The sequence below is a fragment of the Massilia aurea genome, assembly GCF_024753205.1.
GTDB classification, from domain to species: domain Bacteria; phylum Pseudomonadota; class Gammaproteobacteria; order Burkholderiales; family Burkholderiaceae_D; genus Telluria; species Telluria aurea.
This window is the reverse complement of the sequence record NZ_JANUGZ010000002.1, coordinates 794,157-815,909: the sequence shown is the minus strand read 5'-3', so window position 1 is coordinate 815,909 and position 21,753 is coordinate 794,157. Positions and strand designations below refer to the sequence as shown.

19 protein-coding genes are annotated in these 21,753 nt (G+C 65.4%); 15 read left to right on the top strand and 4 right to left on the bottom strand.

Annotated features, from left to right (window positions below; translation table 11 throughout):
• Positions 1-7: 7 nt before the first annotated feature.
• The 11 genes from paaB to paaZ are packed head-to-tail and all read left to right on the top strand — an operon-like array spanning position 8 to position 10,704.
• Positions 8-292 (top strand): 1,2-phenylacetyl-CoA epoxidase subunit PaaB, encoded by a 285-nt coding sequence (gene paaB, locus NX775_RS09135; RefSeq protein ID WP_258835708.1) that lies wholly within the window; start codon positions 8-10, stop codon positions 290-292.
• Positions 293-312: 20 nt separating this feature from the next.
• Complete coding sequence (gene paaC, locus NX775_RS09130) at positions 313-1,065, top strand: 1,2-phenylacetyl-CoA epoxidase subunit PaaC (RefSeq protein ID WP_258835707.1); 753 nt, start codon at positions 313-315, stop codon at positions 1,063-1,065.
• A complete protein-coding gene (paaD, locus tag NX775_RS09125) occupies positions 1,065-1,577 on the top strand; it encodes a 1,2-phenylacetyl-CoA epoxidase subunit PaaD (protein WP_258835995.1) in 513 nt (170 codons plus the stop codon). The genes paaC and paaD overlap by 1 nt, the downstream gene beginning before the upstream one ends.
• Before the next feature lie 8 nt (positions 1,578-1,585).
• Positions 1,586-2,662, top strand: coding sequence for a 1,2-phenylacetyl-CoA epoxidase subunit PaaE (gene paaE / locus NX775_RS09120; protein WP_258835706.1), 1,077 nt, complete (start codon positions 1,586-1,588; stop codon positions 2,660-2,662).
• A gap of 31 nt (positions 2,663-2,693) precedes the next feature.
• Complete coding sequence (gene paaG, locus NX775_RS09115; protein WP_258835705.1) at positions 2,694-3,485, top strand: 2-(1,2-epoxy-1,2-dihydrophenyl)acetyl-CoA isomerase PaaG; 792 nt, start codon at positions 2,694-2,696, stop codon at positions 3,483-3,485.
• Between the two features lie 2 nt (positions 3,486-3,487).
• Positions 3,488-5,014, top strand: a complete 1,527-nt coding sequence (gene paaH, locus NX775_RS09110) for a 3-hydroxyacyl-CoA dehydrogenase PaaH (RefSeq protein WP_258835704.1) — start codon at positions 3,488-3,490, stop codon at positions 5,012-5,014.
• Entirely contained in the window at positions 5,007-5,462 is a 456-nt protein-coding gene (gene paaI / locus NX775_RS09105; protein WP_258835703.1) for a hydroxyphenylacetyl-CoA thioesterase PaaI, read from the top strand. The genes paaH and paaI overlap by 8 nt, the downstream gene beginning before the upstream one ends.
• Before the next feature lie 18 nt (positions 5,463-5,480).
• Entirely contained in the window at positions 5,481-6,794 is a 1,314-nt protein-coding gene (paaK, locus tag NX775_RS09100) for a phenylacetate--CoA ligase PaaK (RefSeq protein WP_258835702.1), read from the top strand.
• 14 nt (positions 6,795-6,808) lie between these two features.
• Entirely contained in the window at positions 6,809-8,011 is a 1,203-nt protein-coding gene (gene pcaF / locus NX775_RS09095; RefSeq protein ID WP_258835701.1) for a 3-oxoadipyl-CoA thiolase, read from the top strand.
• Positions 8,012-8,015: 4 nt separating this feature from the next.
• Positions 8,016-8,615, top strand: a complete 600-nt coding sequence (locus NX775_RS09090) for a phenylacetic acid degradation protein PaaY (protein WP_183556256.1) — start codon at positions 8,016-8,018, stop codon at positions 8,613-8,615.
• A gap of 16 nt (positions 8,616-8,631) precedes the next feature.
• On the top strand, positions 8,632-10,704 hold the full coding sequence (gene paaZ, locus NX775_RS09085; protein WP_258835700.1) for a phenylacetic acid degradation bifunctional protein PaaZ: 2,073 nt from the start codon (positions 8,632-8,634) through the stop codon (positions 10,702-10,704).
• Positions 10,705-10,834: 130 nt separating this feature from the next.
• Here the strand turns inward: paaZ and NX775_RS09080 are convergent, their stop codons facing one another.
• Positions 10,835-11,500, bottom strand: a complete 666-nt coding sequence (locus NX775_RS09080; RefSeq protein ID WP_258835699.1) for an HAD-IA family hydrolase — start codon at positions 11,498-11,500, stop codon at positions 10,835-10,837.
• Between the two features lie 76 nt (positions 11,501-11,576).
• Positions 11,577-12,974 (bottom strand): argininosuccinate lyase, encoded by a 1,398-nt coding sequence (gene argH, locus NX775_RS09075; RefSeq protein WP_258835698.1) that lies wholly within the window; start codon positions 12,972-12,974, stop codon positions 11,577-11,579.
• A 199-nt stretch (positions 12,975-13,173) separates the two neighbouring features.
• Between argH and NX775_RS09070 the strand changes: the two genes are divergently transcribed.
• The 4 genes from NX775_RS09070 (at position 13,174) to NX775_RS09055 (ending at position 17,030) form a co-directional block, all read left to right on the top strand.
• Complete coding sequence (locus NX775_RS09070; RefSeq protein ID WP_343828794.1) at positions 13,174-13,611, top strand: GNAT family N-acetyltransferase; 438 nt, start codon at positions 13,174-13,176, stop codon at positions 13,609-13,611.
• Positions 13,612-13,678: 67 nt separating this feature from the next.
• Complete coding sequence (locus NX775_RS09065; protein ID WP_258835696.1) at positions 13,679-14,923, top strand: cyanophycinase; 1,245 nt, start codon at positions 13,679-13,681, stop codon at positions 14,921-14,923.
• Positions 14,924-14,978: 55 nt separating this feature from the next.
• Positions 14,979-16,391 carry an IgA Peptidase M64 gene (locus NX775_RS09060; RefSeq protein WP_258835695.1) on the top strand — a complete coding sequence of 471 codons (1,413 nt, stop codon included), beginning with the start codon at positions 14,979-14,981 and terminating at the stop codon, positions 16,389-16,391.
• A 144-nt stretch (positions 16,392-16,535) separates the two neighbouring features.
• Positions 16,536-17,030 carry a hypothetical protein gene (locus tag NX775_RS09055; protein ID WP_258835694.1) on the top strand — a complete coding sequence of 165 codons (495 nt, stop codon included), beginning with the start codon at positions 16,536-16,538 and terminating at the stop codon, positions 17,028-17,030.
• 301 nt (positions 17,031-17,331) lie between these two features.
• Here NX775_RS09055 and parC read toward each other — a convergent pair whose 3' ends face one another.
• The gene (parC, locus tag NX775_RS09050) at positions 17,332-19,671 is read right to left on the bottom strand and encodes a DNA topoisomerase IV subunit A (RefSeq protein WP_258835693.1); all 2,340 of its coding nucleotides are present in this window, start codon (positions 19,669-19,671) and stop codon (positions 17,332-17,334) included.
• Between the two features lie 45 nt (positions 19,672-19,716).
• Positions 19,717-21,711, bottom strand: a complete 1,995-nt coding sequence (locus NX775_RS09045; RefSeq protein ID WP_258835692.1) for a DNA topoisomerase IV subunit B — start codon at positions 21,709-21,711, stop codon at positions 19,717-19,719.
• Between the last annotated feature and the right edge of the window lie 42 nt (positions 21,712-21,753).

Below are 21,753 nucleotides of genomic sequence, written 5' to 3'. Positions count from 1 at the left end.
GACAATAATGAGCAAAGAATGGCCCCTGTGGGAAGTCTTCATCCGCAGCCAGCACGGCCTCGCCCACAAGCATGTCGGCAGCCTGCACGCCCCTGACGCCGGGATGGCCGTCAACAACGCGCGCGACGTCTACACGCGCCGCAACGAAGGCGTCTCGATCTGGGTCGTGCGCGCCGCCGACATCGTCGCCAGCAGCCCGCACGACAAAGCATCGCTGTTCGAGCCGGCCAACAGCAAGGTGTATCGGCATCCGACGTTCTTCCCGATGCCGGAAGAAGTCAAGAACCTGTGAGCGCGCCGGAGACCAATCCCATGGATGCAAAAATCGACTACCTGCTGCGCCAGGGCGACAACGCCCTGATCCTGTCGCAGCAACTGTGCCAGTTGTGCGGCAAGGGCCCGGCACTCGAAGAAGACATGGCGCTGTCGAACGTGGCCCTCGACCTGCTGGGCCAGACCCGCATGTGGCTCTCGTACGCCGCCGAACTCGAAGGCCAGGGCCGCGACGAAGATCGCCTGGCCTTCCTGCGCGACAGCGGCGAGTACCGCAACTGCATCCTGCTCGAGCAGCCCAATGGCAGTTATGCCGACGTCGTCATGCGCCAGTTCCTGTTCGATGCGTGGCACTACTTTTTGATGGATGGCCTGACCCGCTCGAGCGACCCACGCATCGTCGAGATCGCGGCCAAGTCGCTCAAGGAAGTCACCTACCACCTGCGCCGCAGCGGCGACCTGGTGGTGCGCCTGGGCGACGGCACGGCCACCAGCCACGCGATGATGCAGACCGCGCTCGACGACCTGTGGATGTACAGCGGCGAGATGTTCCTGTACGACGCAGTCGATGAGGCGATGGTGGCGCAGGGTGTCGCGCCGGCCGTCGGGCCGCTGCGTGAAGCCTACCTGAGCCACCTGGCCGAGATATTCGCCGAAGCGACGTTGACCATGCCATCGCCGGACGCCTGGATGCAGCGCGGCGGCAAGCAGGGCCGGCACAGCGAGCGCCTCGGCTTCATCCTGGCCGAGATGCAGTTCCTGCAGCGCGCCTATCCGGGCGCGGCCTGGTGATGACTGCGCTGGCCGTTTCGGTCGAGCAGGTCTGGGCCTGGCTGGGCGAAGTCGCCGATCCGGAAATCCCCGTCATCTCGATCGTCGACCTGGGCATCGTGCGCGACGTGGCGCTGGACGACGACACGTGGGTGGTCACGATTACGCCCACGTATTCGGGCTGTCCGGCCATGACCGTGATCGCCGACAGCGTGGGCGACGCACTGCGCGCGCATGGCCTCGAGCGCGTGCGCATCGCGACGCGCCTGGCACCCGCCTGGACCACCGACTGGATGAGCGCTGCCGGCAAGGCCGCGCTCACCGGCTACGGCATCGCGCCGCCCGTGCAGCAGGCGATCGACATCAGCGGCCTGCACGCCGGCATCCGCCGCCGCGCTGCACCGGCAGTGAGTTGCCCGCACTGCGGTTCGGCCCACACCCAGCTGACCAGCGAATTCGGCTCGACCCCGTGCAAGGCGCTCTACAAGTGCCTCGATTGCCGCGAGCCGTTCGATTACTTCAAGTGTCATTAAAGCCCAGCATGAGCCAATTCCATCCTCTCACCGTCAGCAAGGTGAAACACGAAACGCGCGACGCCGTGTGCGTGACGTTCGACGTGCCGCCGGCATTGAAAGAGACCTTCGCCTTCCGCCAGGGCCAGTACCTGACGCTGCGCACCACGATCGATGGCGACGAGGTACGCCGCTCGTACTCGATCTGTTCGGCAGTGCAGGACGACCAGCTGCGCGTGGCGATCAAGCGCACGCCCGGCGGCCAGTTCTCGAGCTGGGCCAACGACAGCCTGCAGCCGGGCGCGCAGCTCGACGTCATGCCCCCAAGCGGCAATTTCAATGTGCCGCTGGACGCCGCCAGCGCTCGCCACTACCTGGCGTTTGCCGCCGGCAGCGGGATCACGCCGATCCTGTCGATCGTCAAGACCACGCTGCTGGCCGAACCGGGCAGCCGCTTCACGATCGTGTACGGCAACCGTGCTTCGTCGAGCGTGCTGTTTCGCGACGAACTCACCGACCTCAAGGACCTGTACATGGACCGCCTGCGCCTGGTCTACGTGATGAGCCGCGAGCAGCAGGACATTGAACTCTTTAACGGGCGCATCACCGAAGACAAGTGCACGCAATTCCTGCGCCAGTGGATCGATATCAAGGCGATCGATGTCGCCTTCATCTGTGGGCCCGAAGACATGATGCATGGCGTCTCGCGCGCGCTGCAGGCGGCCGGGCTGGCCAAGGAGCAGATCCGCATCGAGCTGTTTGCCGCGAGCGCGCCGACCCGCGAGCGCACGCCGCGCGCGGTTGCTGCCAGCGCGCGCCAGCACACCGAAGTGACCGTGATCATGGACGGCAGCGCCGCCAGCTTCACGATGGACCGGGACACCGAATCGCTGCTGGATGCGGGCCTGCGCGCGGGCATCGACATGCGCTATTCGTGCAAGGGCGGCGTGTGCTCGACCTGCCGCTGCAAGGTGCTCGATGGCGAAGTGGAGATGGACGTGAACTACGCGCTGGAAGACTATGAAGTCGCGCGCGGGTTCGTGCTCAGCTGCCAGAGTTTCCCGGTGACCGACAAGGTGGTGGTGGATTTCGATATCGCCGAATAACCGCGCAACCAGAACAAAAACGGAGACCACGATGAACTACGACAGCATCCTGTTCAAGGCAGAAGGCGGCGTCGCCATCCTGACCCTGAACCGCCCCGATCGCCTCAACAGCTTTACCCGCGCCATGCACCTCGAAGTACGCGACGCGCTCGCCCGCGTGCAGGCCGACCAGTCCGTGCGCGTGCTGGTGCTGACCGGGGCCGGCCGCGGTTTTTGCGCCGGCCAGGATCTCGCCGACCGCGCCGTCGACCCGGGCGCCCCGAGTGTTGACCTGGGCGCCTCGGTCGAAGAGTTCTACGCGCCGCTCGTGCTCACGCTGAAGAACCTGCCGATGCCCGTCATCTGCGCCGTCAATGGGGTGGCCGCCGGTGCCGGCGCCAACCTGGCGCTGGCCTGCGACATCGTGCTGGCCGCGAAATCGGCCAGCTTCATCGAAGCCTTCAGCAAACTGGGCCTGATTCCGGACACCGGCGGCACCTGGCATTTGCCGCGCCTGATCGGCCCCGCGCGCGCGATGGGCCTGGCCATGCTGGGCGAAAAACTCAGTGCCGAAAAAGCCGAAGCCTGGGGCCTGATCTGGCGCTGCGTGCCGGACGAGACGCTGATAGACGAAACGCTGGCCATGGCAAAACACTTTGCCGCGGCGCCGACCAAGGGCCTGGCATTCACCAAGCGCGCCTTCCAGGCCAGCTATGCCAATACGCTCGAGCAGCAGCTGCAGCTCGAAGCCGACATGATGCGCGAACTCGGTAACAGCCACGACTACCGCGAAGGCGTCGCCGCGTTCCTGGCCAAGCGCGCGCCGCAGTTCAAGGGGGGGTGAGGATGCAGTCACTGCCACCGCATTCGACGGTTGCCGTCATCGGCAGCGGCGCAATGGGCGCGGGCATTGCCCAGGTCGCGGCCACGGCCGGCCATCAGGTCCTGCTGTTCGATACCCGCACCGGCGCCGCCGACAATGCCATCGCGCAGATCAGCGCCACCTATGCGCGCCTGGTCGCGAAGGGCCGCATGGGCGCGGTCGAATCCGATCTCGCGCGCGAGCGCCTGCGCCGCATCGATGCCTTGCACGAAGCATCCGGTGCGGTGCTCGTCATCGAGGCCATCGTCGAAGACCTGCAAGTCAAGCGCGCGCTGTTTGCTGCACTCGAAGACGTCGTCGCCAGCGACTGCATCCTGGCGACCAACACGTCATCGATCTCGGTCACGGCGATCGGTGCGCAGCTGGCGCATCCCGAACGCCTGGTCGGCATGCACTTCTTCAATCCGGCGCCGCTGATGGCACTGGTGGAAGTGGTGAGCGGCCTGGCGACCGCGCGCGAGGTCGCGCAGGTCGTGTATGCGACCGCCGAAAAATGGGGCAAAAGTCCCGTGCATGCGAAATCGACGCCCGGCTTCATCGTCAACCGCGTGGCGCGCCCGTTCTATGGCGAAGCCCTGCGTCTGCTGCTCGAACAGGCGGGCGACGTTGCCATGCTCGATGCCGTCATGCGCGAGTGCGGCGGTTTCCGCATGGGGCCCTTCGAGCTGATGGACCTGATCGGGCATGACGTCAATTTCTCGGTCACGCAGTCGGTGTTTGCGGCGTACTTTGGCGACCCGCGCTTCACGCCTTCGGTGCTGCAGCAGGAGCTGGTCAACGCGGGTTATCTGGGCCGCAAGACGGGGCACGGGTTCTATCGCTACGGCGACGGGGCGGAAACGCCGGTCGTGCAGTCCGAAGCTGCCTGCGATCGGCCGGCGGCGATCAAGTACGCGGGCGCGCCCGGCGGCGTCGATGCGCTCGTTGCGCGGTTGAAGGCTTCCGGCATCGAGCTGACCGAGATCGAAGCGGCGCCGGGCCTGTACTGCGGCGGCGCAGCGATCCATCTCACTGACGGGCGCAGCGCCACCGAGCGCGCGCAGGCGGATAACGGGCGTGACACGATCGTGTTCGACCTGCTGTTCGATGCGGCCACGGCGCCCCGCATCGCGCTCGCACGCGCTGACGGGTGCAGCGATGACGCTTGGCGCGCGGCGGTCGGCCTGTTCCAGGCCGCCGGTTTCGTCGTCACGCGCCTGGACGACGTCCCGGGCCTGGCCGTGATGCGCACGGTGGCAATGCTGGCCAACGAAGCGGCCGACGCCGTTCACCAGGGCGTGTGCAGCGCGCGCGCCGTGGACATCGCGATGCAGAAGGGCGTGAATTATCCGCGCGGGCCGCTGGCCTGGCTCGATGCGATCGGTATGGGGCAGGTCGTGACCGTGCTGTCGAACCTGGCCGCCTCGTATGGCGAAGACCGCTACCGCGTCTCGCCGCTGCTGCGCCGCAAGCTGGCTGCCGATCCGCAGGGGGCGCGCTTTCATGTTTGATGGTCAGGATCAGAAGGCGCAGGCGCAGGCGCTGGCCGAGCTGGCCGGGCGCACGATGTTCGAACGCGACCCGGCCAGCCAGGCGCTGGGCATGGTGCTGGATGACATCCGGCCCGGCTATGCGCGCATGACGATGACCGTGCGCGCCGACATGCTCAACGGGCACTCGACCTGCCACGGCGGCTACATCTTCATGCTGGCCGACAGCGCCTTTGCTTTCGCCTGCAACTCGCACAATCTCAGCACCGTGGGCGCCGGCTGCACGATCGATTATCTCGCCCCTGGCCGCGCGGGCGACGTGCTGGTGGCCGAAGCCACCGAGCAGGCGCTGCAGGGCAAAACCGGCGTCTACGACGTCACGGTGAAGACCGCGGACGGGCGCACCATCGCGCTGTTTCGCGGCAAATCGCATCGCATCAGCGGCACCGTGGCGCCCGTGGACGCCTGAACCACAAGGAGTCGACAGATGGTCCAACACCTTCCCGCAGCGGGCGACCTGGAACCGATCGAGCGCGCCAGCCGCGACGAATTGCAGGCGCTGCAACTGCAACGCCTGCAATGGACGCTGCAGCACGCATATGACAACGTGCCGCATTACCGGGCTGCGTTCGACGCCGCCGGCGTGCACCCGGCCGATCTCAAGACGCTGGCCGACCTGGCGAAATTTCCGTTCACCGAAAAGAAGGCCCTGCGCGACAACTACCCGTTCGGCATGTTCGCCGTGCCGCGCGAGCAGGTGGTGCGCGTGCATGCGTCGTCCGGCACCACCGGCAAGCCCACCGTGGTCGGCTACACGCAGAACGATATCGACACCTGGGCCAACATCGTCGCGCGTTCGATCCGCGCCGCCGGCGGGCGCCGGGGCGACCTGGTGCACATCGCCTACGGCTACGGCCTGTTCACCGGCGGCCTGGGTGCGCACTACGGCGCCGAGCGCCTCGGTTGCACGGTCGTGCCGATGTCGGGCGGGCAGACCGAGAAGCAGGTGCAGCTGATCTGCGACTTCAAACCGTCGATCATCATGGTCACGCCGTCGTACATGCTCAACATCGTCGAGGAGTTCACGCGCCAGGGGCTCGACCCGGCAGCGTCGTCGCTGCAGGTCGGTATCTTCGGCGCCGAGCCGTGGACCGACGCGATGCGGCGCGAGATCGAGACGCGCGCCGGCATCGATGCAGTGGACATCTACGGCTTGTCAGAAGTGATGGGCCCGGGCGTGGCCAGCGAATGCATCGAGAGCAAGGACGGTCCCGTGATCTGGGAAGACCATTTCTACCCCGAGATCATCGACCCCGACACGGGTGAGGTGCTGCCCGATGGCGAGGAGGGCGAGCTGGTATTCACCTCGCTGACCAAGGAAGCGCTGCCGATCATCCGCTACCGCACGCGTGACCTGACACGCCTGCTGCCCCCGACCTCGCGGGCGATGCGCCGCATGGGCCGCATCACGGGGCGCTCGGACGACATGCTGATCATCCGCGGCGTGAACGTGTTCCCCAGCCAGATCGAGGAACTGGTGCTGCGCATGCCGGCGCTGGCGCCGCACTACCAGCTGGTCGTGGCGCGCGACGGCCACCTCGACACGCTCGAGGTGCTGTGCGAACTGCGCGATACGCTGCTCGCGCCTGATGCCGTCGAGGCGCAGGCGCGTGAACTGCAGCACTGCATCAAGACCTATGTCGGCGTGACCACGCACGTGCGCCTGTTGCCGCCGCAAGGCATCGAGCGCACGCTGACCGGCAAGGCCCGGCGTGTGGTCGACGGCCGTCCCAAACAATGAACAAGGAAACCAGCATGCTTGACGCTTTCATCTGCGACGCCATCCGCACACCCTTCGGCCGCTACGGCGGGTTGCTCTCGACCGTGCGCGCCGACGACCTGGCCGCGCTGCCCATCGCCGCGCTGATGGCCCGTAACCCCGGTGTGGACTGGACCCAGGTCGACGACCTGTTCTACGGCTGCGCCAACCAGGCGGGCGAAGACAACCGCAACGTCGGCCGCATGGCCGCGCTGCTGGCCGGGCTGCCGCAGGACGTGCCGGCCAACACGATCAACCGCCTGTGCGGCTCGGGCATGGACGCCATTGGCACCGCTGCGCGCGCGATCAAGGCCGGCGAAGCGCACCTGGTGATCGCGGGCGGTGTCGAGAGCATGACACGCGCGCCGTTCGTCATGGGCAAGGCCGACAGCGCGTTTTCGCGCGCCGCAAAAATCGAGGACACGACGCTCGGCTGGCGCTTCGTCAATCCGCGCATGAAGGCGCAGTACGGCATCGACTCGATGCCCGAAACGGCCGAAAACGTCGCGCGCGAATTCAATGTGAGCCGCGCCGACCAGGATGCGTTCGCGCTGCGCAGCCAGCAGCGCTGGGCGCAGGCGCACGCCGCTGGCGTCTTCAAGGACGAGATCGTGCCGGTCACGCTCCAGGGCAAGAAGGAAACGCGCATCGTCGATACCGACGAACAGCCGCGCGCCGATTCCAGCCTCGAGGCGCTGGCGAAGTTGAAGGGCGTGGTAAGCCCGGACGGCTCGGTCACTGCCGGCAATGCCTCGAGCCTGAACGACGGCGCCTGCGCGCTGCTGCTGGCCTCTGGCGAGGCCGCCGCGCGCCACGGCTTGACCCCGCGCGCCCGCGTGATCGGCATGGCGACAAGCGGCCTGGCGCCGCGCATCATGGGCTTCGGCCCGGCGCCGGCCGTCAGGAAGCTGCTGGCGCAGACGGGCTTGAGGCTGGACCAGATGGACGTGATCGAATTGAACGAGGCCTTTGCCGCGCAGGGCCTGGCCGTGCTGCGCGACCTGGGCGTGCCGGACGATGCGGCGCACGTGAACCCGAACGGCGGCGCGATCGCGCTGGGCCATCCGCTGGGCGCGTCCGGCGCACGCCTCGTCATGACCGCTGTGAACCAGCTGCACCGCACCGGCGGGCGCTACGCCCTGTGCACGATGTGCATCGGCGTCGGCCAGGGCATCGCCCTGATCGTCGAGCGGGTCTAGCACGATGGTCAAAGTCTATGAAATCGATGGTGTGCGGCCCGTCGTGCATCCGAGCGCCTATGTGCATCCTTCCGCCGTGCTGATCGGCGACGTGATCGTCGGCCCGCGCTGCTATATCGGCCCGTGCGCAAGCCTGCGCGGCGACTTCGGGCGCCTGATTCTGGAAGAAGGCGCCAATCTGCAGGATTCATGCGTGATGCACGGCTTTCCGCTGGAAGACACCGTGGTCGAAGTCGATGGCCACATCGGCCACGGCGCCGTGCTGCACGGCTGCCGCGTGGGGCGCAATGCGATGGTCGGCATGAACGCGGTGGTGATGGACAAGGCGGTTGTCGGCGCGGAATCGATCGTCGCCGCGATGAGTTTCGTGAAAGCCGGGATGGTGATCCCGCCGCGCTCGATGGTCATGGGCACGCCGGCCAAGGTGGTGCGCGCCTTGAGCGATGACGACGTCGCGTGGAAGAGTTTCGGCACGCGCCAGTACCACGAGCTGGCCGTGCGCTCGCTGCAGACGATGCGCGAAGTCGATGCCGACACCGCCGTGGCGCCGGACCGGGGCCGCATTGCATTCGACACGAGCGCGCTGCACACGCCGAAGTCCTGAACCTACTGGAGATTACATGGGCCACATCCCGACACTGCAAAGCCTGATCGCCGGCCGCTGGCACGGCGCCGCATCGCACACGCCGCTGCACAGCGCGCTCGACAGCACCCTGATCTATCACACGCACGCCGAGAAGATCGACTTCGACGAAGCACTCACCTTTGCGCGCAAGACGGGCGTCAAGGCGCTGATGCGCCAGACGTTCCAGGAGCGCGCCGCCGTGCTGAAGGCGCTCGCGCTGTACCTGATGGAGCGCAAGGAAGAACTGTATGCCATCTCGCACCTGACCGGCGCGACGCGCCAGGACAGCTGGGTCGACGTCGAAGGCGGCATCGGCACGCTGTTCGCCTACGCCAGCATGGGCTCGCGCGAGCTGCCGTCGTCGAACGTGCTGCACGAGGGCCCGGCCATCGCGCTGGGCAAGCGGGGCGGCTTTGCCGGCACCCACATCCTGGTGCCGCGCGGCGGCGTGGCGGTGCACATCAATGCCTTCAACTTCCCGATCTGGGGCTTGCTGGAGAAATTTGCGCCGAGTTTCCTGGCTGCGATGCCGTGCATCGCCAAGCCAGCCACTGCCACCAGCTACCTGACCCACGCGGTGGTCAAGATGATGGTGGACTCGAACCTGCTGCCCGATGGCGCGCTGCAGCTCGTGATCGGCAGCACGGGCGACCTGCTCGATCGCCTCGGTGGTTTTGATGCCGTCACGTTCACCGGCTCGGCCGACACGGCCGCCATGCTGCGCGCGAACGGGAACCTGATCCGCGCATCGGTGCCGTTCACCGCCGAAGCCGACTCGCTCAATTGCGCGGTACTGGCGCCCGACGTGCTGCCTTCCGATCCCGAGTTCGACCTGTTCATCAAGGAAGTCGCGCGCGAGATGACCGGCAAGGCGGGCCAGAAGTGCACGGCGATCCGGCGCGTGATCGTGCCGGAAGCGCTGGTCGACACGGTCGGCGAGCGGCTGCGCGAGCGGCTGGCGAAGATCACGGTGGGCGACCCGAAAGTCGAGGGCGTGCGCATGGGCGCACTGGCGTCGATGGACCAGCACCGCGACGTGAGCGCGCGGGTTGAACTGCTCGCGCAAGGCAACGAGGTGCTGTTCGGTGCAGGCGACGGGTTCAAGCCGGTGGGCGAGAACGTCGCCAGCGGCGCCTTCTTCTCGCCCACGCTGCTGCTGTGCCGCAATGCGATGGTCAACGACGCCGTGCACGACGTGGAAGCCTTCGGCCCGGTCAGCACCTTGATGACCTACACCGACATCGATGAAGCCCTCGAACTGGCGGCGCGCGGCAAGGGCAGCCTGGTCACCACGTTCGCCACCAAGGACCCGGCGCTGGCCGCGTACGCGGTGCCGATCGTGGCGGCGTCACATGGCCGCGTGCTGATCCTCGACCGCGAGGCGGCCGTGGACAGCACCGGCCATGGCTCACCGCTGCCGCAACTCAAGCACGGCGGGCCGGGGCGCGCCGGTGGCGGTGAAGAACTGGGCGGCATCCGGGCCGTCAAGCATTTCCTGCAGCGCGCGGCGGTGCAGGGCTCGCCCACGATGCTCGGCGCCGTTACGGGCGAATACGTGCGCGGCGGCGCGGTCAAGGAAAGCGACCTGCATCCGTTCCGCCGGCATTTCGAGGACCTGGAAGTCGGGCACTCGTTGCTGACGCACCGGCGCACGGTGAGCGAAGCGGACATCGTCAACTTCGGCGGTGTTTCGGGCGACTACTTCTACATGCACTTCGACGCCATCGCGGCCAAGGACACGCAGTTCGGGCAGCGCATCGCGCACGGTTACTTCGTGCTGTCAGCGGCCGCGGGCCTGTTTGTCTCGCCCGCGCCGGGACCGGTGCTGGCCAACTATGGTCTGGACAACCTGCGCTTCGTGGCGCCAGTAGCGATCGGCGACACGATCCGCGCGCGCCTGACCTGCAAGCGCAAGGTCGATCGCAACCGGACGGACGAGCAGGGACGGGGGCAGGGCGTGGTGGCGTGGGATGTGCAGGTGACCAACCAGCGCGATGAGCTGGTGGCCAGTTATGACATTTTGACCTTGGTGCAGAAGCGCGCAGTGGACGAATCGGCGCGGCATTGATCGATCAGTGATGAACGGTTTGAACGCGTGGACGGCGCAGCCGTCCACCCTACGTGTTCAAGCATAGGATCGTAGGGTGGACGGGTTTCCCCGTCCACGCGTTCAACATGCGTCGAACGGCTTGAAAAAATTACGAGCGCGTGCGCTGCAGCTGCAGCAAGCCTTCACCCGTACGAATCGCCCGCAAATCATCGTAATCCGGCACGCCGGTCACGTCGGTTTCGACCGGATGCTTGTGCGTGGCGGTAACCATCACGCTGTCCATGCCGGCGGCAGCAGCCGATTGCAGGCCGGCCAGCGTGTCTTCGAACACGAGGCATTCTTCCGGGCGCATGCCCAGCTTCTCGGCGCCGAGCAAAAATGGATCCGGCGCCGGCTTGCCGTGCTTGACGTCTTCGGCTGCGACCAGCACCGGCGGCAGCGGCAGGCCGGCTGCGGCGATGCGTGCCTGGGCCAGCGCGCGCGGCGCCGACGTCACGATCGCCCAGCGCTCCGCTGGCAGCGTGGCCAGGAAAGCAGCCACGCCGGCAATCGCTTCGATGCCGTCGACGTCCTCGATCTCGGCCAGCGTGATGCGGTGCGCTTCTGCTTCCGCGTCGATATCGGGCAGGCCCAGGCCGCGCACGGTGTCGACGCTGCGCTTGCCGTGGATCGTTGGCAGGAATACGTCGACGTCCAGCCCGTGGCTGCGGGCCCAGTCGGCCCAAACGCGCTCGGCGGCGATGATGGATGTCAGGATGGTGCCGTCCATGTCGAACAGGAAGGCGGCGTAGTCGCGTGCAGGCAGTGCGGTCATGGCGTCATCAATCTAAAAGGGGCATGGAAAAGCGGGCCGGCGCTGCAGCAGCGCCGGCCCGCTTCGGGGTGCGAGATTACTCGGCCAGCTGCTTGCGCACGCGCTCGATGGCGATGCGGACCTGGTTCGGCGCGGTGCCGCCCACGTGGTCGCGCGCGGCCACCGAACCTTCGAGCGTGAGCACCGCGAATACGTCCTCTTCGATCAGCGGAGAGAACGTCTGCAGCGTCTCGAGCGACATCTCGGACAGGTCGCAACCGGCCACGTCGCAGGCGCGCACGGCATGCGCCACCGCTTCATGGGCATCGCGGAACGGCAGGCCGCGCTTGACCAGGTAGTCGGCCAGGTCGGTGGCCGTGGCATAGCCCTGCAGCGCTGCCGAACGCATGTTCTCGGCCTTGACCGTGATGCCCGAGGCCATGTCGGTGAAGATGCGCAGCGTGTCCATCACGGTGTCGATCGTGTCGAACAGCGGTTCCTTGTCTTCCTGGTTGTCCTTGTTGTAGGCCAGCGGCTGGCCCTTCATCAGGGTCAGGAGCCCAATCAGGTGGCCATACACGCGGCCGGTCTTGCCACGGGCGAGTTCCGGCACGTCCGGATTCTTCTTTTGCGGCATGATCGACGAGCCGGTGCAGAAGCGGTCGGCGATGTCGATGAAGCCGATGCGCGGGCTGATCCACATGACCAGTTCTTCGGACATGCGCGAGATGTGCATCATCAAGATCGATGCAGCGGCCGTGAACTCGATGGCGAAGTCGCGGTCTGACACTGCATCGAGGGAGTTGTGGCACACGTCGTCAAAGCCGAGCGTTTTGGCCACGCGCAGGCGGTCGATCGGGAAGGTGGTGCCGGCCAGTGCGGCGGCGCCCAGCGGCAGGCGGTTCACGCGGCGCCGCGCGTCGAGCATGCGCTCGGCATCGCGGCCGAACATTTCGACGTAGGCCAGCATGTGGTGGCCAAAGGTGATCGGTTGGGCCACCTGCAGGTGCGTGAAGCCCGGCATGATCGTGTCGGCGTGGCGTTCGGCGAGGTCGGTCAGGGCGCCGCGCAGGCTGGCGAGCAGCGCGACGATATCGTCGATCGCGGCGCGCACGTACAGGCGAATGTCGGTTGCGACCTGGTCGTTGCGCGAGCGGCCCGTGTGCAGGCGTTTGCCGGCGTCGCCCACCAGTTCGGTCAGGCGCTTTTCGATGTTCAGGTGCACGTCTTCGAGGTCGAGCAGCCACTCGAAGGTGCCGGCGTCGATCTCGGCCCGGATCTGCGTCATGCCGCGTTCGATTTCAGCACGGTCGTGTTCGCTGATGATGCCTTGTGCGGCCAGCATCTCGGCGTGCGCGAGCGAGCCCTCGATGTCGTGCGGGGCCAGGCGTTTGTCGAAGAAGACCGATGCGGTATAGCGCTTGACGAGATCCGACACAGGTTCGGAGAAGCGGGCAGACCACGCTTCGGCTTTTTTGGAGAATTGTTCGGTCATGGTGGGATTCCGGTTGGGGATCCTTCGATTATAAACTGCGCTGCCCGTGTGCCATGCGGCATGGCTGCCCGGGCTCGCAGGCAGGCTCGCGGACAGACTTCCGTGCGGGGGCTGGCGAAATCCGGTGCGGCATGCCACATCGCCGCTTGCGTTGGTACCAATCGGCGCTAGAATGACTTTTTGTCACCTTGTCCAGGCCATGATGACGAACGATTCCAGCTTCGAGGTCAGCACCGACCAGACCCGTCTCGACATTCCCATGATCTACCGCTTCCTCAGCGAGCAGTCCACCTGGGCCGTGGGCATTTCTCGGCCCGTCGTCGAGCGCGCCATTGAAAACTCGCTGTGCTTTGGCGGCTACCTTGATGGTCGCCAGATCGCCTTTGCGCGCGTGATCACCGATTTTTCCACCTTCGCCAATCTGGTGGATGTGTTCGTCGTGCCGGAATCGCGTGGCTGTGGTTATGGCAAGCAATTGATCGGTGTGGTGATGCGACATCCCAGCCTGCAGCAATTGCGCCGCTTTACGCTGGCCACGTCGGATTGCCACGGCCTGTACGAACGCTTCGGGTTCACCCCACCGTTGCGTCCAGAGACATTGATGGAGCGTTACTTTCCCAACATCTACTTATCCTGAGCGCACTCAACATGGCGACGTGAAACTGGAATCAGGCTTACGCTGATGACTTATCGGGGGAAGCCGCATGTTCCAATCTGTCGTCCGTGTTGTTGTCCATGCCACGCTCGCGCTGGCTGTCGCCGCCAGCGTCTCTAGCCACGCGGCCGAGTCGCCGTCCATGCCATCATCACCGCAGCCCAAGGGCTCGCTCGTCATCATCGGCGGCGCACTGCGCGATGACAATGACGCCGTTTGGACGCGCATCGTGCAGCTTGCCGGCGGCAAGAACGCCCGCATCGCAGTGTTCGCCTCGGCCTCGGCCAGCCCCGAACGCGCTGGCAACTATCTGATCGAACGGCTGGACCAGCACGGTGCTAAGGCCTTCTTCGTCCCCGTGGCCGAACGCCTTGATGGTTCCGATGTGCGCGCCGCCGCCGAAGATCCGGCGCTGGTCGAGGCGGTGCGTTCGGCCGGCGGTGCCTACTTCTCGGGCGGCGACCAGGCGCGCATCACGAACGCGCTGCGCCGGCCCGATGGCAGCAACACGCAACTGCTCGATGCGCTGTGGGACATGTACCGGCGCGGCGGCGTCATCGCCGGTTCGAGCGCCGGCGCCGCCATCATGAGCGCCACGATGTTCGGCCATCCACGCTCGGTGCTGGGCACGCTGCAGCATGGCGTGGCTGATGGCCGCCAGATCACGCGCGGCCTGGGCTTCATCGGCGACGACGTCTTCATCGACCAGCACCTCCTGGTGCGCGGGCGCTTTGCGCGCATGCTGCCGGCGATGCTGGCCAAGGGCTACAACATCGGCCTGGGCATCGACGAAAACACGGCGATGGTCGTGGGCCCAAAGCGCGACGTCGAAGTGCTTGGCTATCGCGGCGCGCTGCTGGTTGACCTGAGCAACGCCGCCACGCGCGACGGCACCTTCAACCTCAGTAACGGCCGCCTGAGCTATCTCGATAACGGCGACCGCTTCAACCTGGACAGCAAGGTGTTCACGCCGGCGCCAGAGAAAGTGCGCGGCAAGCTCGATGCGAACAAGCCGTACTGGCGCGGGCCGCTGTTCTCGGCCGATATCCTCGGCAACGGCACGGTGGTCGACCTGATGTCCAAGCTGGTCGACAGCGACCAGCCGGATGCAATCGGCCTGTCGCTCGACAGCCCGAATGCCGACCGGCCCGACCTCGGCTTCGAGTTCAAGCTCGGTCGCGTGAACGAGACGGTCGGCTACCAGTCAGCGTACAGCGAAGCCTATTCGGTCTACAACGTGCGGCTCGATATCCGGCCGATTGTCGTGCAACGGCCGCTGTATCAATATCGCTGACGCACCTGCAGACCACCGGCTTAGAATAGCGCGATCTACTTGTCGGGGATTCGCAATGCGCCTGTTTCACTCCTTTGCTGCGCTGCTGCTTGGCGCATTCGCTTCACTTGCCCACGCCGTGCAGCCGGCCACGGTCCGCCTGGACTACGCACACAGCGGCAATGCGCTGGCGGACAGCTACGCGATCGACCGCGTCGTCATCGAGCCGTTGCCCTGGCCGGGCAGCGCCGCGCGCAATCTGGACGACACCAACCGCGGCCAGAACCGCGTCGAAGTCGTCGATCCGAAAACGGGCGACGTGCTGTACTCGCGCGGTTTCTCCACCGTGTTTGGCGAGTGGCGCACGACCGAGGAAGCAGGACGCATCAGCCGCAGCTTCAGCGAGTCGGTGCGCTTTCCGCAGTTCGCGCAGCCGGTGCGCGTGCGCATCCTGAAGCGCGACGAGCGCAATCAGTTCTCGGTCGCCTGGAGCATCGACGTCGATCCGAACGCGCCCGACGTGGTCAAGCGTCAGCCGCCGCCAGTGGCCAAGCCGATCCCGATCCGGGTCAGCGGTCCGTCGCCCGACAAGGTCGACCTGCTGATCCTGGGCGATGGCTACACGCAGGCAGAGATGACCAAGTTCGAGCAGGATGCGCGGCGCCTGTCGGCGCATCTGTTTTCGGTCTCGCCGTTCAAGGAGCGCGCGAAGGACTTCAATGTCTGGGCGATGGCCGTGCCGACCGGGCAATCAGGCATCAGCCGGCCATCGACCGGCGTACATCATCCCTCGGCGCTGGGCACGCGCTACGACATCTTCGGCAGCGAGCGTTATGTGCTCACGCTCGACAACCGCGCGCTGCGCGACATCGCCCAGCATGCGCCGTATGAATTCATCGAAATCCTGGTCAACAACGAAACCTACGGCGGTGGCGGAATCTTCGGTCAGTTCAGCACGGCGGCAGCCAGCAACGACTGGGCCGACTACCTGTTCGTGCACGAATTCGGGCACCACTTCGCGGGCCTGGCCGACGAGTACTACACATCGCCCGTGGCCTACGCCGCAGCGAGCGGACGGATGGAGCCGTGGGAACCGAACGTCACGGCGCTGCGTGACCCGGCCAGGCTCAAATGGCAGCGTCATGTGACGGCCGGTACGCCGTTGCCGACGCCATGGCCGAAGGCCGAGTACGAAGCCGCGTCGCGCGCTTATCAAAAGAAGCGCGCCGCGCTGCGCGAGGCCAACCGGCCGGAGTCCGAAATGAGCGCCTTGTTTCATGAAGACCTCAAGCAGACCAACGCGCTGTTCGACCGGCAGCCGCACCGCCACGCGGTCGGCGCTTTTGAAGGCGCCAACTACGAGGCCAGTGGTTACTACCGCCCCGCGATGCAGTGCCTGATGTTCGACCGCAGCGATGCGTTCTGCCTGGTGTGCCGCGATGGGGTCACGGACATCATTGACTTGTATGCGGGCTCTGTTCGTCAGTAATCTTTGCTTACAACTCTGACAATTTCTGCGTGTGGTGGCTAACAGACCAGACTGTCTTGACGCCGTATTCTGGAATCACTGAACAACAACAACGACTGCACGGGCAACCCGCTCTGTACAGCGACCACCAAAAGGAAACTTATCATGAACAAACTGATCGCAACCCTTATCGCCGGCCTGATGGTTACCGCTGCTCACGCCCAGACCACCGCACCAACCACCACCGCTGCGGACAACCGCATCGTGAAGGCTGAAGCCAGCGCCGAGAAAGACGTCATCAAGGCAGAACAAAAAGAAATCAAGGCCGCAGTCAAGGCTGACCAGAAGCTGAACAAGACCGTGGCCAAGGCTACCGAAACCAAGGGCGACGCACACGCCAAGCTGGTCAAGACCCACACCGACGCTGCTGCCAACGTCGCCAAGGCCGATCCTGAAGACCGCGCCAAGGCAATGGCCAAGGCCGAAGGCAAAGTCGCTGATGCGAACCTGAAGGCCGAGAAGAAAATGATCAAGGCTGACGAGAAAGTGCTGAAAGCACAGGTCGACGCTGCTGCCGACAAGGCAACCGCTGCTGCCAAGACCGAACAGGTCCGCGCTGAAGCCCAGGCTGACGTGCACAAGGCTGCTGCCAAGCACTAAGCAAGTAGCTCCAATGAAAAATGCCGGCTCAGCCGGCATTTTTTTCGTCCAGATATCACGAGCAAAAGCGAGGGTCAGGTCTGACATTCGGACACGATCTCGACAGTCGGTTAGTCAAAACTGGCTGGCACCGCGCGATGCTAATACTGGGAAAAACGCCATTGAGAATGGCTTAGCTGAGGTCGTGTCCGAATGTCAGACCTGACCCCGGCTAGGGAAATGGCTTAGCTGAGGTCGTGTCCGAATGTCAGACCTGACCCCAGCTGTGCCAGCTGTGTTACTGAGCGGCTTTGTGGTCGCGTTACGTTTTCACGGCATCCGTTTCGGCTGCCCGCATCCCCAGATCATGCGCCTTCATGCGCGCCGACAAAGCCTTGCCCTTGCGCGAGCGCTTGCCGAAGTGCGGTTCCAGGCCCGATGCGAACAGTTCCACGGTGCGCGCCTTGTCGCCGGCCCAGGTGCCGATCACGTTCAGGCCTTTCTGGTTGATCGGCTGCGCTGCCAGCATGGTTTCTTTCGGCTCGAGTTCCATCAGCGTCACGCCGCGGCCGCCATTGGTCAGCACCTTCATCTCGTCGATGCCGAACACCAGCACACGGCCCTTTTCGGACAGGCACGCGATCGCGCCGCAGCTGTCGGTCACGATCCGTGGCGGCAGTGGCGTTGCGCCGTCGTTCAGCGTAATGAATGACTTGCCGCCTTTCAGACGGCTGACCATGTCGCCCGCCTTGGTGATGAAGCCAAAGGCGTCCGACGTCGACAGCAGCAGGCGCGTCTCGGGATTACCAGCGAAATAATGCAGGATGCGGATGCCGCCCGACAGATCCACCAGCGTCGTGATCGGCACGCCGTCGCCGCGCGAACCAGGCAGCGCCGCCACCGGCACCGAATACACCTTGCCGTTGTCGCCAATGCCCAGCAGATGGTCGACCGTGCGGCATTCGAACGCCTTGTACAGCGAGTCGCCAGCCTTGAACGCGAACTGCGCCGGGTCGTGGCCGATGCCGGTGCGGGCACGTACCCAGCCTTTTTCGGACACGATCACGGTCACCGGTTCATCGACGACCTTTTGCTCGGCCACCGCGCGCTGCGCTTCTTCGATCACGGTGCGGCGCTCGTCGCCGAACTGCTTGGCGTCGGCTTCGATTTCGCGGATGATCAGGCGCTTCATCGACGACGGGTTCTCGAGGATGTCCTGCAGCTTTTCCTTCTCGCTGCGCAGATCCGCCAGCTCTTGCTGGATCTTGATCGCTTCCAGGCGCGCCAGCTGACGCAGGCGGATCTCGAGGATGTCTTCGGCCTGGCGTTCGCTCAGGCGGAATTCCTCGATCAGCGCGGCCTTCGGTTCATCCGAGTTGCGGATGATGGCGATGACCTTGTCGATGTTCAGCAGGACGGTCTCGCGGCCTTCCAGAATGTGGATGCGGTCGTTGACCTTGGCCAGCTTGAAGTCGGTGCGGCGGCGGATGGTCGTGAAGCGGTAATCAATCCACTCCTGGATGATCGTGCCCAGGCCTTTTTGACGCGGGCGGCCGTCGCCGCCGATCATCACCATATTGATCGGGCTGGACGACTCGAGCGACGTGTGCGCGAGCAGCATCAGCATGAATTCGTTCTGGTCCTGGTTCTTCGACTTTGGCTCGAACACCAGGCGCACTGCGGCTTCGCGGCCCGATTCGTCGCGCACCGTATCGAGCGCGCCCAGCACCGTGTTCTTCAGCGCGAGCTGCTCGGGCAGCAGCGCTTTCTTGCCGGCCTTGACCTTCGGGTTGGTGAGTTCTTCGATTTCTTCGAGCACGCGCTGCGACGAGCAGCCCGGCGGCAGTTCGTAGACGATCGCCTGCCACTGGCCGCGCGCCAGTTCTTCGATTTTCCAGCGCGCGCGCACCTTCATCGAGCCGCGGCCCACCGCGTACATGTCGGCGATGCTGGACGCCGGGGTGATGATCTGACCGCCGCCCGGGAAGTCGGGACCGGGCACGATGGTCATCAGCTCGGCGTGCGACATCTTCGGATTGCGGATCATGGCGACGGCGGCGGCAGCCACTTCGCGCAGATTGTGCGACGGGATCTCGGTGGCCAGGCCGACCGCAATGCCCGACGCGCCGTTGAGCAGCACCATCGGCAGGCGCGCCGGCAGCGTGCGCGGCTCGGTCGTCGAGCCGTCGTAGTTCGGCTGAGAGTCGACCGTGCCCATGTCGATTTCATCCATCAGGATGCGGGCAATCGGCGTCAGGCGCGCTTCGGTGTAGCGCATTGCGGCGGCGCCGTCGCCGTCGCGCGAGCCGAAGTTACCCTGGCCGTCGATCAGCGGGTAGCGCAGCGAGAAGTCCTGCGCCATGCGCACCAGCGCGTCGTACACCGACTGGTCGCCGTGCGGGTGCAGTTTGCCGAGCACGTCGCCGACCACGGCCGCCGACTTGCGCGGCTTGGCGGTCGGGCCCAGGCCCAGTTCATTCATCGCGTACAGGATGCGGCGCTGGACCGGCTTCTGGCCGTCCGACACGTCCGGCAGCGCGCGGCCCTTGACCACCGAGACGGCGTAGTCGAGGTAGGCGCGCTCGGCGAAGGTGGAGAGGGTGAGCGTCTCGACGTCGGACGGCTCGTGTTGCTGTTCAAAGAGACTTGGTTGGTTCGTCATGGTGTCTGTTCTGTTGCGCGCGGGGCGGATGGCCGGTGCGGCGTATTAGATATCGGCCTCGGTCTCGTTTCCGTGTTCTTCGATCCAGGCGCGGCGCGCGGCGGCTTCGCCTTTGCCCATCAGCATATTGAAGCGTGCCGACGATTCGGCATGGTCGTAGTCGCCCAAAAACACGGGCAGCAGGCGGCGCGTGTCCGGGTTCATCGTCGTTTCCCACAGCTGCTCGGCGTTCATCTCGCCCAGGCCCTTGAAGCGCGAGATGCTCCACACGCCTTCCTTCAGGCCTTCTTTTTTCAGCTTGTCTTCGATCGCCAGCAGCTCGCCGGAATCCAGCGCATACAGCTTCTGGATCGGCTTCTTGCCGCGCGCCGGCACGTCGACGCGGAACAGCGGCGGGCGCGCGATGCAGATGTTCCCGTTCGCGAACAGCGCCGGAAAGTGTTTGAAGAACAAAGTGAGCAGCAGCACCTGGATGTGCGAGCCGTCGACGTCGGCGTCGGACAGGATGCAGATTTTGCCGTAGCGCAGGCCGGTGAGGTCGGGCGAGTCGCCCGCGCTGTGCGGGTCGACACCGATCGCCACCGAGATATCGTGGATTTCATTGTTGGCAAACAGGCGGTCGCGGTCGGTTTCCCACGAGTTGAGCACCTTGCCGCGCAGCGGCAGGATGGCCTGGAATTCCTTGTCGCGGCCCATCTTGGCCGAGCCGCCGGCCGAGTCACCCTCGACCAGGAACAGCTCGTTGCGCGTGATGTCGTTCGATTCGCAATCGGTCAGTTTGCCCGGCAACACGGCCACGCCCGACGATTTTTTCTTTTCGACTTTTTGCAGCGAGCGCAGGCGCGATTGCGCCTGGCGGATCACGAGTTCGGCCAGCTTCTTGCCGTATTCGACGTGCTGGTTCAGCCACAGCTCGAGCGGCGGCCTGGTGAAGGTCGAGACCAGCTTGAGCGCGTCGCGCGAATTCAGGCGCTCTTTCGTCTGGCCCTGGAACTGCGGGTCCAGCACCTTGGCCGACAGCACGAACGAGACGCGCGCGAACACGTCCTCGGGGAGCAGCTTGACGCCTTTCGGCAGCAGGCCATGCAGCTCGACGAAGTTCTTGACGGCGCCATACAGGCCGTCGCGCAGGCCCGCTTCGTGCGTGCCGCCGCTGACGGTGGGGATCAGGTTGACGTAGGATTCACGCACCACGCCGCCTTCTTCGGTCCAGGCCACGACCCAGGCCGCGCCTTCGCCCTCGGCAAAACTGTCGTCGCCGGCGGCGGCGTACTGCGCACCTTCGAACAGCGGGATCAGCGTTTCGCCGGTGGAGCTTTGCGCCAGCGCTTCGGTCAGGTAGCCACGCAGGCCCTCGTCGTAGCGCCAGGTCTGGACTTCGCCCTTGGCGTTCGTGAGCGTGACCGTCACGCCCGGCAGCAGCACGGCTTTCGAGCGCAGCAGGCGTTGCAGGTCGTTCATCGGGATGGTCGGCGAATCGAAGTACTTGCCGTCCGGCCAGGCCGTGACGCGCGTACCGTTCTTCTTGCCGCCGCGCTCGAACGGCGCGGAGGTGAGGGGCTCGATCACATCGCCGGCAGCGAACACCAGCTTGTGCTGGCCGTTGCCCTGATCGTCCTTGCGCCAGACCTCGATCTCGAGGCGCTTGGACAGCGCATTGGTAACCGACACGCCGACGCCGTGCAGGCCGCCCGAGAACGCATACGCGCCGCCCGAGCCCTTGTCGAATTTGCCGCCGGCGTGCAGGCGCGTGAACACGATCTCGACCGTGGACACACCTTCTTCGGGGTGGATGCCGACCGGGATGCCGCGGCCGTCATCTTCGACCGTGATCGAGCCGTCCGGGTTCATCGTGACGCTGATGTTCTTGCAATAGCCACCCAGCGCCTCATCGGAGGCGTTGTCGATCACTTCCTGGATGATGTGGAGCGGATTTTCCGTGCGGGTGTACATGCCCGGACGCTGTTTCACAGGTTCGAGTCCCTTGAGGACGCGGATGGATGATTCGCTGTAGTCTGGAGCGGGTTTCTTGGAGGCCATCTTGAAGAGTATTTGTAGAATGCGTTGGCATTCTATCTTGTC